This window comes from Acinetobacter sp. UBA991 (genome assembly GCF_002292065.1).
In the GTDB taxonomy this organism is placed as follows: domain Bacteria; phylum Pseudomonadota; class Gammaproteobacteria; order Pseudomonadales; family Moraxellaceae; genus Acinetobacter; species Acinetobacter higginsii.
This window is the reverse complement of the sequence record NZ_DBBF01000038.1, coordinates 30,929-47,081: the sequence shown is the minus strand read 5'-3', so window position 1 is coordinate 47,081 and position 16,153 is coordinate 30,929. Positions and strand designations below refer to the sequence as shown.

At 42.2% G+C, this 16,153-nt stretch carries 14 protein-coding genes; 5 read left to right on the top strand and 9 right to left on the bottom strand.

Annotated features, from left to right (window positions below):
• Positions 1 to 127: 127 nt before the first annotated feature.
• Entirely contained in the window at positions 128 to 454 is a 327-nt protein-coding gene (locus tag B2727_RS15465; RefSeq protein WP_004802302.1) for a pyrimidine/purine nucleoside phosphorylase, read from the bottom strand.
• Positions 455 to 1,015: 561 nt separating this feature from the next.
• Here B2727_RS15465 and recN point away from each other — a divergent pair.
• From recN to ruvX, 3 genes are all read left to right on the top strand, one after another.
• The gene (recN, locus tag B2727_RS15460; RefSeq protein WP_033134008.1) at positions 1,016 to 2,674 is read left to right on the top strand and encodes a DNA repair protein RecN; all 1,659 of its coding nucleotides are present in this window, start codon (positions 1,016 to 1,018) and stop codon (positions 2,672 to 2,674) included.
• Positions 2,675 to 2,788: 114 nt separating this feature from the next.
• Positions 2,789 to 3,343 carry a YqgE/AlgH family protein gene (locus tag B2727_RS15455; RefSeq protein WP_004802298.1) on the top strand — a complete coding sequence of 185 codons (555 nt, stop codon included), beginning with the start codon at positions 2,789 to 2,791 and terminating at the stop codon, positions 3,341 to 3,343.
• Complete coding sequence (gene ruvX, locus B2727_RS15450) at positions 3,336 to 3,779, top strand: Holliday junction resolvase RuvX (RefSeq protein ID WP_033134009.1); 444 nt, start codon at positions 3,336 to 3,338, stop codon at positions 3,777 to 3,779. The genes B2727_RS15455 and ruvX overlap by 8 nt, the downstream gene beginning before the upstream one ends.
• Before the next feature lie 109 nt (positions 3,780 to 3,888).
• Here ruvX and B2727_RS15445 read toward each other — a convergent pair whose 3' ends face one another.
• From B2727_RS15445 to B2727_RS15435, 3 genes are all read right to left on the bottom strand, one after another.
• The gene (locus tag B2727_RS15445) at positions 3,889 to 4,890 is read right to left on the bottom strand and encodes an HlyD family secretion protein (protein WP_033134010.1); all 1,002 of its coding nucleotides are present in this window, start codon (positions 4,888 to 4,890) and stop codon (positions 3,889 to 3,891) included.
• A 65-nt stretch (positions 4,891 to 4,955) separates the two neighbouring features.
• The gene (locus B2727_RS15440) at positions 4,956 to 5,162 is read right to left on the bottom strand and encodes a DUF1656 domain-containing protein (RefSeq protein WP_033134011.1); all 207 of its coding nucleotides are present in this window, start codon (positions 5,160 to 5,162) and stop codon (positions 4,956 to 4,958) included.
• Positions 5,155 to 7,248: an FUSC family protein gene (locus B2727_RS15435; RefSeq protein ID WP_033134012.1), complete on the bottom strand. Its 2,094-nt coding sequence runs from the start codon at positions 7,246 to 7,248 to the stop codon at positions 5,155 to 5,157. Before B2727_RS15435 ends, B2727_RS15440 begins: the two co-directional genes overlap by 8 nt.
• Before the next feature lie 430 nt (positions 7,249 to 7,678).
• Here B2727_RS15435 and B2727_RS15430 point away from each other — a divergent pair, with 430 nt between their 5' ends.
• Positions 7,679 to 8,458 (top strand): IclR family transcriptional regulator, encoded by a 780-nt coding sequence (locus B2727_RS15430; protein WP_033134013.1) that lies wholly within the window; start codon positions 7,679 to 7,681, stop codon positions 8,456 to 8,458.
• Between the two features lie 215 nt (positions 8,459 to 8,673).
• Here B2727_RS15430 and pgsA read toward each other — a convergent pair whose 3' ends face one another.
• The 5 genes from pgsA to lpxO form a co-directional block, all read right to left on the bottom strand.
• Positions 8,674 to 9,261: a CDP-diacylglycerol--glycerol-3-phosphate 3-phosphatidyltransferase gene (gene pgsA / locus B2727_RS15425; RefSeq protein WP_004802289.1), complete on the bottom strand. Its 588-nt coding sequence runs from the start codon at positions 9,259 to 9,261 to the stop codon at positions 8,674 to 8,676.
• 103 nt (positions 9,262 to 9,364) lie between these two features.
• A complete protein-coding gene (locus B2727_RS15420) occupies positions 9,365 to 10,162 on the bottom strand; it encodes a thioesterase family protein (protein WP_033134014.1) in 798 nt (265 codons plus the stop codon).
• Positions 10,163 to 10,266: 104 nt separating this feature from the next.
• Positions 10,267 to 12,066 (bottom strand): excinuclease ABC subunit UvrC, encoded by a 1,800-nt coding sequence (gene uvrC / locus B2727_RS15415; RefSeq protein ID WP_033134015.1) that lies wholly within the window; start codon positions 12,064 to 12,066, stop codon positions 10,267 to 10,269.
• 103 nt (positions 12,067 to 12,169) lie between these two features.
• Entirely contained in the window at positions 12,170 to 12,589 is a 420-nt protein-coding gene (locus B2727_RS15410; protein WP_033134016.1) for a PH domain-containing protein, read from the bottom strand.
• A gap of 90 nt (positions 12,590 to 12,679) precedes the next feature.
• Positions 12,680 to 13,594: a lipid A hydroxylase LpxO gene (lpxO, locus tag B2727_RS15405; protein ID WP_004802281.1), complete on the bottom strand. Its 915-nt coding sequence runs from the start codon at positions 13,592 to 13,594 to the stop codon at positions 12,680 to 12,682.
• A gap of 394 nt (positions 13,595 to 13,988) precedes the next feature.
• Between lpxO and fadB the strand changes: the two genes are divergently transcribed.
• Positions 13,989 to 16,142 (top strand): fatty acid oxidation complex subunit alpha FadB, encoded by a 2,154-nt coding sequence (gene fadB / locus B2727_RS15400; RefSeq protein WP_004802278.1) that lies wholly within the window; start codon positions 13,989 to 13,991, stop codon positions 16,140 to 16,142.
• Positions 16,143 to 16,153 lie beyond the last annotated feature (11 nt).

The following is a 16,153-nucleotide window of genomic DNA, read 5'->3' as shown; positions in this document are numbered from 1 at the left end:
CGACCTCGTTTAGAAGCTCCTCTTTTATCAAGAGGGTATTAGGGAATTTTAAAAAAATAAAAATCCTGCAAAGGAACTTTACAGGATTTTCTTTGAGCGTAGTGTACTCGATTTAAGAAGGAATAGGTTAACCTTCTAAATGGCAAACATAATCGAGTACTTCATCTGCTTCAATGTGAAACATGCTATTTCCAGGTACATAAAAAGACTGACCTGCGCGGAATAATTCACTTTCAGTGCTATCTGCAATTTTGACACGACATTCACCAGAAATAATTTCCATACGCTCTGGCACATGTGTTTCGAACGTTAACGCTTGTTCAGTAGGTAAAATAACACCTAAAGTCTTTTTTGTACCATCTTCAAATTGTACAGTATGGCTAATACACGCCCCACCAAAATACACATTCGATTTCTTAATGACCGTTACATGATCAAATTGCACTGAACTCATGCGTACTCTCCAAATAATGCCGCATTTATATTAGATTATGCTGGACGTAGTTTAATTGTGCCGTGACAACTAATCAATCCATTTTCTAGGCTAAACATAGCAATTTTCATACCTGAGCGAGGATTAACAAAGCAACGCTTTGTCCGAGCGCAAGACGAGTAGCTATGCTACGAGTGACGAGGATTAACAAAGCGAAGCTTTGTCCGAGCGCAAGACGAGTAGCTATGCTACGAGTGACGAGGATTAACAAAGCGAAGCTTTGTCCTGAGGAACGTTCAAGTTCCGCAAGAAGACGAGCAGCTATACTACGAATGAAGAGGATTAATAAAGCTAAGCATTACCCACGCGCAAGACAAACAACTTTTTACTGATCGCAAGAGCTAAGCATAAGGCCTACCGCTTTTTTACCCATGACTCAGAAATACAAAGTGAAACGTTCTCTTAAACTTACAAACAATCAGCAATTCCTCAGTAAATCAGGAAAATCCTGTATTCCGCTCTTGTCGTCACTTTAAAACTTCTCTATCTTTAAGCAAAAGATTCCGTGCATTGGATGCGTTTATGCTCACCCATTTAACTTTAATTAATTTTGCACTCGCCGACCATCTGGCTTTAGACATTGAACAAGGCTTCAATGTGCTGACTGGTGAAACTGGTGCGGGAAAATCATTACTGTTAGATGCACTTTCAGCATGCTTAGGTGAACGCACTGATACCAATTATGTGCGTTATGGTGCAGACAAAGCCGATGTTACCGCTGTGTTCAGTTATCAGCCCCAAAGTGCGGAAGCACATTGGCTCACCGAACATGAATTGGATGATGATTCAGGTGAAATCCATTTAAGACGTGTGATTTTCGCCACAGGCCGCAGCAAAGCGTGGATTAATGGACGTCCGAGCAGCTTAGCAGAACTCAAAGAAATTGGACGTTTACTGGTTCAACTCTATAGCCAACACAGCCAGCAACAATTACTCGAACCACCCTATCCAAAACATTGGCTCGATCGTTATCATAATTTTGCCGAACCTTCCCAAGCAGTACGTGAAGCGTATAGCACATGGCAACGAAATATTCGGCAACATCAAGCTGCTTTAGATGCACAAGCGACACGTATTCAAAAAATACAAAGCCTAGAGTCTCAAATAGAAGAGCTTGAAGAGGTTGTTCAAACCGATTATCGCGAAACAGAACAAGAATTTGATCGTCTCAGCCATCATGAACATATCATGCAGGACTGTAGTTATAGCCTCAATGTCTTGGATGAAGCGGAACAAAATATCACCCAAGAAGTTGCCTCAATCATTCGTCGCTTAGAATCTCATGCAGGTCGTAGCGAACAGTTAGCCAATATTTATAACTCTTTATTAAATGCACAAAGCGAAATAGACGATGCAACCGCAAGTTTGCGTCAGTTTATTGATCGTCAAAGCTTTGACCCTGAACGCATGGAACAGTTGAATGCGACCCTCGAAGTCTTCCATCGTCTAGCACGTAAACATCGCACTCAACCGGAATTACTGAAACAAGAATATGAAACTTGGCAGCAAGAATTAGAGCAACTGCATCAACTTGAAGATCCAGAAACGCTGGCCGAACAAGTTGAAGTTTCATATCAGGCATTTATACAAGCTGCGCAACATCTGGATGAAATTCGCCGTGCGGCCGCAATTCCATTGGCGAAACAACTGACGGAACAAGTAAAACCATTGGCACTCCCTGAAGCACATTTTGAGTTTAAATTTGAGCCACAGGAACCTAATGCAGAAGGTCTGAGCTTTATTCAGCTTCTCTTTACTGCAAATAAAGGGATTCCACCACAACCATTGGCACGCGTTGCATCAGGTGGTGAGTTATCTCGTATTGCGCTGGTAATGCAAGTGATGAATGCAGAAAAAACCGATGCAGAAGTGTTGGTCTTTGATGAAATTGATGTGGGGATCAGTGGTGGCACAGCAGAAGTGGTGGGTCGTTTACTGGCTGATCTGGCACAACATGTCCAATTATTGTGTATCACACATCAGGCACAAGTTGCGGCACAGTCTGATCAACATTTATTGGTGAAAAAACAACAGACTGATCCAGCCAGCAGTACCATCATCGAGTTGGAAGAGGAACAGCGTATCCTAGAATTGGCCCGCATGTCTGGCGGGGTCGAAATTAGCGAAACCACCTTACAACATGCACGCCAACTGCGTCAGCTTAAGTTCCAAACGGCCTAATTAAAGCGATAAAATTTCAGAAAAAGATTGGCGAAATCCGATTAACTCTTGTATGTTGATAAAAAGAACCTATATAGATAAATCAACACAATACATTGATGGAGAATCGCCTAGGTGACGAAACAATATTTAACTCACCGTTGTCTCATCGCTCCACCAGACATGGCAGATGACTTTTTTGCCAATACAGTCATCTATATTGCTCGCCATGACGAAGACGGCGCTCAAGGCATCATTATCAACCGACCTTCAGACTTACAAATCAAAGAATTACTCAATGATTTAGAGATTGATGCAGATAACGTACATCCTCATGCGGTATTGCAAGGTGGTCCTTTGCGCCCTGAAGCTGGCTTTGTGCTGCATACTGGTCAGCCGACATGGCATTCATCCATTGCGATTGGTGAAAATGTCTGTATCACCACCAGTAAAGATATTCTGGATGCGATTGCGCATAACGAAGGTGTTGGACGTTATCAAATTGCTTTGGGTTACGCCAGCTGGAGTAAGAATCAGCTCGAAGAAGAAATGATACGGGGAGATTGGCTGATCTGTGAGTCGGATATGGATTTAATTTTTAATTTGCCTTATCACGATCGCTGGGATGCTGCTTACAAGAAAATTGGGGTAGACCGCACGTGGTTTGCTTCTGAGATTGGCCATGCCTAATATGCAAGCACCCCAATCCATCATGGCTTTTGACTTTGGTACCCAAAAAATGGGGATGGCGATGGGTCAATCCAGTATTGAAAGTAGCAATCCCCTACCATTATTTCCAATGAAAGATGGTATTCCAGACTGGGATAAATTATTAAAGATTGTCAAAGAATGGCAACCCAATTTATTTATCGTGGGCTTACCACTAAATATGGATGATAGTGAATCTGAACTGTCTGCTCGGGCGCGAAAATTCGCCCGTCGTTTACGCCACCAAACCAATATTGAAACTTGGATGGTGGATGAACGCCTAACCACACGAGAAGCCAGAGAAGAACTCGAATTTTATCAAAGTAAAGGTCAAGCAAAACGTTTATCGGCTGATAGCTTTGCAGCGGCGCTATTGATTCAGAGCTGGTATCGCGACCCAGCTGGAATTACACCTTAAAAATATCCCCATAAGATTCAATCGCCTAGTACCATGAATACCACTAGGCGATTATGTAAAACTCAAAACACGTTTCACGAATAAAATAAGATTTTTAACCTTAATTGAATTACTTCTCGATAATTCTAACTGTTGCTGTACGCCCAGAAACAAAGGCCAATGGATTTTTCGGCTGCTCATCCAATACAATTTTCACTGGTACACGCTGTGCCAAACGCACCCAACTAAAGGTTGGATTCACATTGGCCAATAAGTTTGAACTACCAGAACGTTCACGATCTTCAATCCCCGTTGCAATGCCTTGTACATGACCGCGAATTCTTTGCTTATCACCCATTAACTGTACGGTTGCTGCATCCCCCACATGAATACGGTTCAGTTTGGTCTCTTCAAAATAACCGACGACATAGAGCTGATGACGGTCTAATAAAGCAGCAACCGCCTGTCCTACCTTCACATAATTACCCACCCGTAAGTCAAAGTTCGACAAGGTGCCGTCCGCAGGTGCAACTACTTCAGAACGATTAAGATTCAACTCAGCCAAATGTAGGCTGCTGGTTGCCACTTCGATTAATGCTTGCTGCTGTTGAATGGCTGCATTGGCTTGCTCAATACTGGCAGTGAGCTGCTCACGCTCAGCAACAGCTTGATCACGGGTCGCAAAAACCTGATCTTGCTCTTGTTTAGAAATCGCACCATCCATCAAGCTGGCATAACGTGCTGCATTTTTCTCAGCCAGTTTCATATTGGCTTCAGTTTTCACTAAGCTCGCTTTCGAACCTGCTAAATTTGCATGTGCTTGTGCTAAACCTGCTTTGGCTTTGACAAGATCTGACTTGGCTTGTTCAACATCCAAAGCCTGACGTGCCACATCAATCTTGAACAGAACCTGCCCTTTTTTTACCGTCTGGTTATCTTGTACCAAGACTTCAGTCACCAAACCATTCACATCAGAAGCAACCTGAATCACATCACCACGTACACGCCCATCGCGTGTCCACGGTGCTGCATTGTAGTAATTCCATAAATGCACGATGGTGTAAACGGCAATCACAACTGCAACCAGCAATACAATTGGACGTATAACTTTTCTTACATCAAATGCACTCATGTTTATTACCTCTACCACCTTTCTTTAAATCATTAAATTTTAGAATGAGCATTTCGTCCAAGACCTCAGGCCCACAGCAAAACAAACAGACAATGCACCATTAGCATCAAACCCAAGTAAAAGCACAAATTGAAAATACTGGGCAATGCAATCCAGCCTTTGATGACCAAACGATCAACTAAGGGGCTGAGTAGCTTAAACAGCACATAAGCAACAACGGCTTGTACCAAAAGGATTGGGATATAAACCCCATAAAGATTCATTTCACCCATGAGATACCCCTAAACCATATCTGTCCGAATACATCTGTTCTATTGAGACATGACCAATACTTTCACAAATATTATTCAGTGAAATGAGCAGCCGTTGACGCAACTGTACATCTTCAATCTGTTGAGAGATGTCTTGTAAACGTTCTATTTGTTGCACAATCTGAATCGGAAAATGATGAATTGAAAGTTGCTTTTCCTGGCTTTGAAAATAATCTGTCAACTGTTGTTGTAACTGGTTTAAGCCATTTTGTAGTTCCAACAATTGTGGCAATTTTTGGCTTATTTCTTGCAAACGGACTAAATCAACAATCGAACTACTTTCAACCAATGCATTATGAATGGCCGTTTTCACCTCTGGGTTTTGTACCATCTTGGTATTTAATACCCCGACACGGTCCAACATACTACGTAAATGAATTTTAAAATCAGTGCCATAAGACAGATGCAAAGCTTGGCGCATCGCTTGGTAATGCAAAGCTAGAATTCGCGTCGCGCTGGTATCTGGTGAAACAGCACGGACCAAATCAATCACAATCAGGGACACTAAAACGCCTAACACCATGGCAAAGGAACTATCCAGATAAGACACGGCATCCATGGTGTATTTGTTGTGTAGGTTCAACCCCATCATGGTATTAATCCCCAGCACCATCCCAACAGGCATCAGCATTTGATTGGCCATCATGGTGACCGCAACCAGAAATACCGGAAATAGTACCAATGCCAATTGCCAGAAATGAGTGATATGCGGGAAGATCCCAAAAGCATAGATAAAAACTAAACCCGCCGAGACAATACTGCCCCAAATAAAAATACGTAATACAGGTACAGGATTATCCAATGCCGTTAAGATACAGGCCGTAATCGCCCCCATTTGAGCCATCATAAAACCCGCTTTCCAACCCGAAAGAATCCATGCTGCTGTCACAATAAAGGTGATCAACACTGCACTGATACCGCCACGAACGGCAATGCCATGATCCCGATGTAAACTCGGATACTTGGTGGTGATTGCAGTAATTTCAGTTGGAATCTCTTTATTGCCTTGCTGAATCTGCTGCCAAATCAATTTCACTGCCAGCATATTGGCAATAAAATGGCGAACATCCATCTTCAAGGCACCCAATACAATTTGCTGTTCAGCTGTAGCTTGCGCAATCAGCTCGGCAAAATCTTCTTCGAATCTTATGGGTAAACCCTGCAAATCACTGGGTTGAACCATGCGCTCTAGCTTTAAAAAAGCCAATGTATCTTGGCGGATACGATTTAAATGCGGCCTAAGATTGCTCAATTGCATTTGTTCAAGTTGTTTCACCCGTTGCGATAAAGCCACCAGATTGGCCACCACCAAAGACACCTGATGCAGCATTTCCTGCAAGGTTTTGGTCATACCCTTTAACTCTCCTTTTTCATAAGCCAAATGTACGGCTAAAGCATGAATATCAGCTGTATCACGGGTAATCACCGACAAAATTTGCGTATAGTTTTCTGGTGTTTCTTGAACAGTGATCAGCTTTTCAAAGGTACTTTCCAAATCATTCAGGGTTTTATTAACCCGCTGTTTAATCATTGCACCGACATGCACAGGGAAAAAGGTTGCTGAAACCACGGCGGTTGAAATCACCCCCACAGAAATTTCAAGCACACGAGCCAAGGCAATATCAAAAATATTATAGGTATCAATATAGGTAATCGCGTTATACACAATCATGGCGGTTGAATAACCCGCTAGCATGAATACATAGCTTCGTGGTGTCCGATCAAGTAAAGAGACGTAGAGTGCAAAGCCCACCCACAAGGACAAAATAATGGTAAATAACCAAGGGGTATTAATAAAATGGGGGGTCAAAAACAAGGCAATCATGGCCCCTGCGACCGTTCCCACCAAGCGATACACACATTTTGAAGACACCATCCCCGAATAGGGACTGGCAATAATCAACACCGTACCAATCGACCACATCGGATTAATCAAATCCAATTCAAACGAAATAAACAGTGCCAACATGCCTGCTACAAATGTTTTGCAGGCAAAGATGAGGTCAAGCCGACTCGGTCTAAAAGCCAACAGCTGTTTAAATAGCATGAGTATGTCTCGGTTCAGCGTCAGTTTAATCACGCATGTCATCACTAAAAAAGTGACAAGCTCTCCAGACTGATTTGAAACAATTCAGATCAGGGCAAGTGCGATGAGTGAAACTGGATATAAGGAGTGATCTGCAAGACTTAGCATTTTTAGGCATTTTCAGCTAAAAATAATTATCCACATAAGACATTGCATAGCTTATTTTTTCAAAATCGAGTAAATTAGTCAACATAAATTATCACCATTTGATAATTTTTCATTTTAATTTAAAATAATCACAATAAAATTTATCATTTTTCTCAGTATTCACCCTAAACGATTGATCTCGGATGATCAGATTTAAAAGTACATACACGACCTTTCGCTTTTCTGTTATAAAGCAATAAAAGTTCGGTTTTCACGTTATTTTGTAAGGAGTAGGCGTCCCATCATGGCAATTTCGAGTTTTGGTAAAATTCTTACTGTGCTGGATTTATTTTCAGTTTCACGTCCGATTATCAATGTCGATATCATTTGTGATGAGCTTGCGCTATCCAAACCTACCGCCTATCGTTATCTCAAAGAATTGGTTTCGACGGACATCTTAAAACGAATTAGTGGCACATCAGGTGACTATACACTCGGCTCTAAAATTGCCGTTTTAGATTATATTTCACATAGCACTGATCCTCTGGTTCAGATCAGTATTCCCTTTATGCGCGATATCGTGGAACGTACCGAACTGTGCTGCTTATTAACCTATTTAAATCATGATTATTGTATCGACCTACATCATGAGACCTTTAAAGATGCCGAATTACTCTCTTTTGGCCGAGGTTGTCCACGCCCTGTTTACGTCGGTGCTTCGCCCAAGATCGTGATTGCACATTTAAGCAAGCAACGTATTCAAGCCTATTATCAGCAGTTTTCAAAAGAATTGGCACAAGTCGGATTTGCACAGACTCAAGATGAATTCATCCAGCACATGCGAAAAATCAAAAAACAGGGCTTCTACTTATCCCAAGGTGAAATCGATCCTCAACTTTGTAGTTTGTCTGTGCCGATCCGTTTCTCCAACAAAGAAGCGCCGATTGCGCTCACATTAGTGGCTTCAAAGAATCGTTTTGACTTCATCAACATTCAAAAGTTAATTGAAATTTTGCAAAATAATGCGGCTCAAATTGAACATAAATTTGCAACACTGTCTGAGAACCAAGGCAACCCGATTTGAGAATATTAAAAAACATTTACATTTTACACGGTTGTAAATCTCAGCAAATTCTCATATGATGATTATGTTCTTCAGCATACTCTCCCAAAAGAGCATGGCTTTCCTCAGAGAACTAAGCTCATCGTTGTATGGGCTTTTTTCTTGTCTAGCCATTCATCAGACAATAAAAAAGCCCTCTGTATAGAAGGCTTTTAAATATTAGCTTTGTAATACGATTAAGGCTGTTTTAGGTACGGCCATGCTGCTTTCAAATAAATAAACATCGACCATAGGGTGAGAATCACAGCAGCGTACAGTAAGGCATAGGCCCATATTTCCAAAGGTTTCCAGTTCAATAAGAACACACTAATCGCAATCATTTGGAAAGCTGTTTTGTATTTTCCAACAGTCGACACCGCAACACTGGTACGAGCGCCTAACTCTGCCATCCACTCACGTAGCGCAGAAACGGTAATCTCTCGCGAAATAATTACAATCGCAGCAAAAGCCATTGAAATATTCGGCTGCCATTGCACCAATACAATCAGTGCTGCTGCAACCATCAACTTATCTGCGACTGGATCAAGGAACCGCCCAAAAGCAGAGCTTTGATTTAAAGTTCGTGCCAAATAGCCATCCAACCAATCTGTTACCGCAGCAAGTACAAATACCGCTGTCAGTATCAGATGACGCATCATTCCCCCATGATGCTCAGCAATTCCAATTGCGGGTGGCCAATAAGCAATCACCAAGAAAACAGGAATTAGGGCAATACGTGCCAAAGTTAAAATATTAGGAATGTTCAGGATTTGCCCTGTACTCATAAACACCGCCATGTTGTTCGCATCAAATATGCATGTCGCACAAAGGATGTGCCGAGATTATCCATGTGTAAGCAACTTTATACGAAATGCACCGCAGTGTCGACTAGGCAAAAACGGCAACTGTCTGTCTAAGTACCGCAATTAAGCGGTTTTCACGATCCCAGATATACGCATATTCCGTTGAATAACCATGTTCTGCATATTCAGTCACGACTTTGTATTTAAACCAATCTTGAATTTGATCCACAATCGGCTGCAAATACGTAATCTGCCAAGTCAAGGAGCTGGCTGGTGCAGGCGTTTTAAACATAGGTAAAACCCCAGGTGGCCAGACATCCATGAGTGCAAACAGATCTGCCAATTGCATGTTACGGTTTGGATGCAAACTAGGTGCAAACCGCCCCCAGCCACCAAAATCAGGCACCTTACTGCCTGCCATCGGATAACTCCCTTCTGCCCAACACAATTCAAATTGCTGTAAACATTCGGGCATTAACCCCTCAATATAGAAGGTTTTATCCAGTTGTTCGGCCGTTGGATAGTCAGGAACTGTAGGTAAGTTTTGCACCTGAATCCGCGATTCACGTTGTAGGCCGAAACTGGCCACCAAAATACTTTGTACCGCATCATCCTGCCAGAGTCGGATTTCTAAAGATGTGACTGATTTTCCTTCACGTAATATTTCAGCACTGAGTCTGGCTCGTCCTTGTTGCACCGGGCCGACAAAAGTGATGTTACAGCTTAACAGTTGTTTTGCTGCATCTTGTACCGTACTCAGCGCCTTTTGGATCATCAGTCCGGCAATCAACCCGCCAAACACTGTCCGGCCTTGTAGCCAACCTGATGGAATATCGATCCATTCTTGTTGTTCAACCTGTTGATAGAGCGGAAGCAAGGACATCATTTTTCCTTCATCATCGAAATACACTATCTTTGAATGTTTTTCGCCATTTGTGAATGATCGTTTACACCGCAATATTGGGAAGATTGTGTTAATCGATCAAATTACTCATGTAAGATTTTATAAATCGTCCGCGCCAGAACCTCACCTAACCCCGGGACTAACATCAACTCTTTTTCCGATGCTCTGAGTACCCCTTGTATCCCACCAAAATGCGTCAATAAATCACGACGACGCTTTGGTCCAAGTCCGGGAATGGCTTCTAAGACTGAGCTACTACGACGTTTATCTCGTTTGGCACGATGCTTGGTGATCGCAAAACGATGCGCTTCATCACGCACCTGTTGAATGAGGTGTAGCGCTTTATGATCTTCTGGAAGCTGGATCTTGGTGCCATCGGTAAAATGTAATGTTTCCAATCCTGGCTTACGACCTTCACCTTTAGATACACCGATCATAAAGGCATCCAGCTCTAGCTCTTGCATCACCTCCATCGCCATATGTAATTGCCCTTTACCACCATCAATGAGCAGAAGATCAGGCAACATATTCTTTTTATAGCGACGGATCAGAGCTTGCCGCATTGCAGCATAATCATCGCCCCCGGTAATATCCTGAATCGCAAATTGACGATAGTCTCGCTTTCGTGACCCACCTTGATCGAACACCACACAGGAAGCAATTGGTGCTTCCCCCATGGTATGGCTAATATCAAAGCATTCGATCCGATCAATCGGGCGTCCCACCACCTGTTCCAACTGATAAAAACGTTCCGTTAACTCTAAATGATTACTGAGTTTGCCTTTAATCGCATGCTGCACATTCATTTGTGCCAACTCTAACCATTCAGCTCGAGTCTCACGGACTTTATGCTTGATCTGGACCTTTTTACTAAAAGTTTGCTGTAAGGCTTCTTCCAGTTGCTGTTGATCTGGCACATCAACATTCACAATCAACTCTGTCGGCACTTCATCGGCAACTTGGAAGTAAAAGTTCGCCATAAAGTCACTGAGCATCTGTCCCAAATCATCACTTAGCATATCGGGGAAATAGCTTTTCCCGCCGAGCATGCGTCCATTACGCACATACATAATCTGGACGCAGGTCACGCCTGCTTGGTAGGCAATTGCCAAAATATCGGCCTCACCTTTGATCTTGAATACCGCTTGCTGTGCCTGTACTTCACGAAGTAAAGACAAACGATCTCGATAAAACACCGCTTTTTCAAACTCAAGTGCTTCAGCTGCCTGTTCCATTTTCCCAATCAGCTCTTGATTTAGCTCTTTGGTATCTCCTTGCAGAAAACGGATGGAGTTGTCGACATCTTCTTTATAGTCTTCAGGACTAATCAAGCCGACACAAGGCGCGGTACAGCGTTTAATCTGGTATTGAAGACACGGACGTTTGCGCTGTGAAAAATAGCTGTTCTCGCATTGGCGAACATTGAACAGCTTCTGTAACACCAATAATGTGTCACGCGCGCTATAAGCACTTGGGTAAGGCCCAAAAAACTTCCCAATTTGATGCTTACCCTTACCACGTCCACTGGCGATGCGCGGATAAGGTTTATCTGAGGAGACAAAAATATAGACGTAGGATTTATCATCCCGCAACATAATGTTATAAGGCGGACGATGCAACTTAATCAGGTTTTGTTCAAGCAATAAGGCTTCAGTTTCTGAACGTACCACCAAGCTTTCAATATCATAAATACGGGCAACCAAGGCCTGTGTTTTCGGATGCTCAATGGTTTTTACAAAATAGCTCGACACACGATTTTTTAGGTTTTTGGCTTTGCCTACATATAGTAACTCCCCATCTTTACCTAGCATTTTATAAACGCCAGGCAACTGAGTCATATGCGCCAGTATTTTTTCAATGTGTTCTCGAGCGTTTGGATTCACAACATGCCTATTCTCTTTATTTACATCACATGATGTGATGTTTGCTCAATTTTTTTCAAGCCTTAAATGTGAATATCGTGTAAGCGCCAAGTTTATAAGTGATTTAATGCTTAGAAAGGGTTTGATTTAAGGCCTTACAAAACCTCTGTTTATCTTTAGGCGAAATCAAAATATGACTTGTAATCCCATCTTTCTGATAATCAATGCGCAAACGATCCAAAGATAAAGCAGGAGATGAAATTAAATTATGGCTCGAGGATATTTTAATAATGTCAGATTTATTGATCTGCCACTTGAAGAACATCGAACGAATCGTTAAATGTTGTTCTGTCACAATATAACGCGTATTAAAAATCGGCCACCATAATAGAGCGATCGTCAGAAAATATAGGACGGCATGTTCAGGATACTCCTGCATGGTGCCTTTCATATACATGGTCCATAAAAATTGCAGTAACAAGCCTGTCGTTGCAATCACTACACCCCAGAACCACCAATCAATTTTAGAACGAAACGTTTGCATAGATTTTCAAAGTGAATTGTTATGAATTAAAAATATTCTAAGCCAAATCCCATAAAAAAACGCCCTTTCGGGCGTTGATGTTATTCAAACTTAAAAAACATAAGGACGAATAAAAATGAGGAAGAATAGACCGAGCATGATGAACCACTTCAAAAAGTAATACAGGGAACGGTTCGATTTCTTCAAAGCTTTGGCTTTAATACGAATCTGGTAAATATAGCCAAATGCTTTGTTTAAACCACCTGTTTGATCACCCGCTTCATTGGGTGAACTGGCAGCCGTCATCACACTTTTACCAAACCAGTGATTAAACTTCTCCATAAAGCGAGTCTTTAATGGACGCTCTACATCTGCGAAGAAAATAATGCGGTTTTGGTCAGTCGTATTTTCAGCATAGTGAATATAGGTTTCATCAAAAACCACACTCTCACCATCACGCCAAGAATAGCGCTCACCATCGACATCGATAAAGCAGCGATCATCATTCGGAGTGATTAAACCTAAGTGATAACGTAATGAACCTGCATACGGGTCACGGTGACGAACCAAACGGCTATCGGGTGCTAGCTCAGTAAACATTGCGGCTTTAATCGTTGGCAATGTCTTTAACAAAGCGGTTGTTTTTGGACAAAGTTCGGCCGCTGATGGATGTGCCGAGTCGTACCATTTCAGATAGAACCGTTTCCAGCCTGTTTTAAAGAATGAGTTAAAGCCTAAGTCATCATAGCTACTTGAAGCTTTAATACCACCTTTGTCGTACAAAGCTTTAGCTTCATCACGAATCATTTCCCAATTTTCATCCAGCACTTTTAAGTCCTGAAAATGTTGAGTGTCGATATACGGTTGATTCGGCACTTTGGAAAACATGTACATTAAAAAGTTAATGGGTGCGAGAATCGTAGAATGGTCAAAAAACTGACGATAAAACGAATGCTTTACTTTACCACGGCGCTGAATATACAAAGCCGAAATGATAAAAATCGCTAATATGATCCACTTAATCATAGATTACTCTATCTTCTTAGCTGAAAACCAAATGCTCAGTTTGATGAATCAAATCTCAAAATCGCACTCAAAATAAGCTTGCTATTCTAGCAAATTTGTCGACTTAAATACCAATGAGCTTACCTAAATCGGACAAAAGCACTTTTAAAATTTCTCATCACAATCAAAGAGTAAACGCTCTATTTTAGTCGAAAAATTTATTTTTATTCATGATTTAGCAGTTCAAGTCCAAGATTACAATAAATTGATGACCCTAGCGTCACGGCTTGATACAACTTGTTATGTCCTTTTTGGATATAGTTATCGTAAGATTAGCGAAGCTTTTTTGTGTGCTGAAGCGCACACACGCTTTATGACATCCACTCAGAATCCTCCACAACAAGGGAGATCAGGCATGATCCACGCTGGCAATGCCATTACCGTCCAAATGCTTGCGGACGGAATTGCAGAATTCCGCTTTGACTTACAAGGTGAGTCGGTTAATAAATTTAACCGTGCAACCATCGAAGACTTCCAAGCAGCGATTGCTGCAGTGAAAGCCAATAACGATATTAAAGGCTTAGTTGTTACCTCTGGCAAATCAACATTCATCGTTGGTGCTGATATCACTGAATTCGGGCAAAACTTCGCTGCGGGTGAACAAGCGATTGTTGATTGGCTTATGCCTGTACACGAGATCTTCAACAGTTTTGAAGATTTAGATCTACCGAAAGTTGCTGCGATCAATGGTACAGCGCTGGGTGGTGGTTTTGAAATGTGCTTGGTGTGTGACTATCGTGTGATGTCAGAACAAGCACAAGTGGGCTTACCAGAAATCAAATTGGGGATCTATCCTGGTTTTGGTGGTAGCGTACGTTTAAGCCGTTTAATCGGTATCGACAATGCCGTTGAATGGATGGCAATGGCGAACCCGAAAAAACCAGCTGCTGCACTAAAAGATGGTGCTGTAGATGCGGTTGTTGCTGCGGACAAATTACAAGAAGCTGCTGTTGACCTCGTTAAACAAGCCATTGCTGGTCGTTTGAACTGGAAAGCAAAGCGTCAAGAAAAATTAGACGCAATCAAATTGAACCCACTTGAACAAATGATGGCGTTCAATACGGCGAAAGGTGCGGTCCTTGCGAAAGCAAACCCTGCTCAATACCCTGCGCCAAAATTATTGCTTGATTCTTTACAAGCTGGTGCAAGCTCAACACGTGATGACGCATTAAAAGCAGAAGCACAAGGTTTTGCAAAAGCAGCGATTACACCACAAGCAGGTGCATTGATTGGTTTATTCATCAATGACCAAGTCGTGAAGAAAACTGCGAAAAAATATGAGAAAGGTGCTCACCCTGTTAACCAAGCAGCTGTATTAGGTGCGGGTATCATGGGTGGTGGTATTGCTTACCAAGCGGCAAGCAAAGGCACACCAATCATCATGAAAGACATTGGTAACCCACAACTTGCACTTGGTATGAAAGAAGCGAATGGTTTGCTCACTAAGCAAGTTGAGCGCAAGAAAATGAAACCTGCGCAAATGGGTGAAACACTGGCTCGCATCCGTCCAACTTTAAGCTATGACGAGTTTAAAGAAGTGGATATCGTGATCGAAGCCGTGACTGAAAATCCAAAAGTAAAAGAAATCGTGCTTGCTGATACTGAAAAGCATGTTCGTGAAAATACGATCATTGCATCTAATACATCAACGATTTCAATTACACGTTTAGCGAAAGCATTACAACGTCCTGAAAACTTCGTTGGTATGCACTTCTTCAACCCAGTACACATGATGCCACTTGTAGAAGTGATTCGTGGTGAAAAGACCTCTGAAGAAGCGATCGCAACAACTGTTGTTCTTGCTCAAAAAATGGGTAAAACACCAATCGTTGTTAACGACTGCCCAGGTTTCTTGGTTAACCGTGTATTGTTCCCTTACTTTGGTGCATTTGACCTGCTTGTAAAAGACGGTGCAGATTTCCAACAAGTGGACAATGTGATGGCGAAATTCGGCTGGCCTATGGGTCCTGCATACTTGATCGATGTTGTTGGTATCGATACAGGTGTTCATGGCGCAGAAGTAATGGCTGAAGGTTTCCCTGACCGTATGAAGCCAGACTACAAAGGTTCGATCGAAGCGATGTACGAAGCAAAACGTCTTGGTCAAAAGAATGACGTTGGTTTCTACAAATACGTGTTAGATAAGAAAGGTAAGAAAGCGAAAACTGTTGATCCAACAGCATACGAAATTATTGCACCTTTCGTGACTGGCGAAAAACGCGAGTTTGACAATCAAGAAATCATCGACCGTATGATGCTTGCTTTCTGTAACGAAACTGTTCGTTGCTTAGAAGACAACATCGTTGCTACTGCGTCTGAAGCAGATATGGCGATGATCATGGGTGTAGGTTTCCCTCCATTCCGTGGTGGTCCATGCCGTTACATCGACCAAACAGGTGTTGCTGAATACGTTGCGCTTTGCGACAAATATGCACACTTAGGTAAGGCTTATGAAGCGCCACAAATGTTGCGTGACATGGCTGCTAACAACACAAAATTCTACGGTTAAGGAGCGACGTG

Coding starts and splice junctions, on each gene's coding strand:
- B2727_RS15465 (WP_004802302.1), bottom strand. CDS start 454: ATGAGTTCAGTGCAATTTGATCATGTAACGGTCATTAAGAAATCGAAT.
- recN (WP_033134008.1), top strand. CDS start 1,016: ATGCTCACCCATTTAACTTTAATTAATTTTGCACTCGCCGACCATCTG.
- ruvX (WP_033134009.1), top strand. CDS start 3,336: ATGCCTAATATGCAAGCACCCCAATCCATCATGGCTTTTGACTTTGGT.
- B2727_RS15445 (WP_033134010.1), bottom strand. CDS start 4,890: ATGAGTGCATTTGATGTAAGAAAAGTTATACGTCCAATTGTATTGCTG.
- B2727_RS15440 (WP_033134011.1), bottom strand. CDS start 5,162: ATGGGTGAAATGAATCTTTATGGGGTTTATATCCCAATCCTTTTGGTA.
- B2727_RS15435 (WP_033134012.1), bottom strand. CDS start 7,248: ATGCTATTTAAACAGCTGTTGGCTTTTAGACCGAGTCGGCTTGACCTC.
- B2727_RS15430 (WP_033134013.1), top strand. CDS start 7,679: ATGGCAATTTCGAGTTTTGGTAAAATTCTTACTGTGCTGGATTTATTT.
- pgsA (WP_004802289.1), bottom strand. CDS start 9,261: ATGAGTACAGGGCAAATCCTGAACATTCCTAATATTTTAACTTTGGCA.
- B2727_RS15420 (WP_033134014.1), bottom strand. CDS start 10,162: ATGTCCTTGCTTCCGCTCTATCAACAGGTTGAACAACAAGAATGGATC.
- B2727_RS15410 (WP_033134016.1), bottom strand. CDS start 12,589: ATGCAAACGTTTCGTTCTAAAATTGATTGGTGGTTCTGGGGTGTAGTG.
- lpxO (WP_004802281.1), bottom strand. CDS start 13,594: ATGATTAAGTGGATCATATTAGCGATTTTTATCATTTCGGCTTTGTAT.
- fadB (WP_004802278.1), top strand. CDS start 13,989: ATGATCCACGCTGGCAATGCCATTACCGTCCAAATGCTTGCGGACGGA.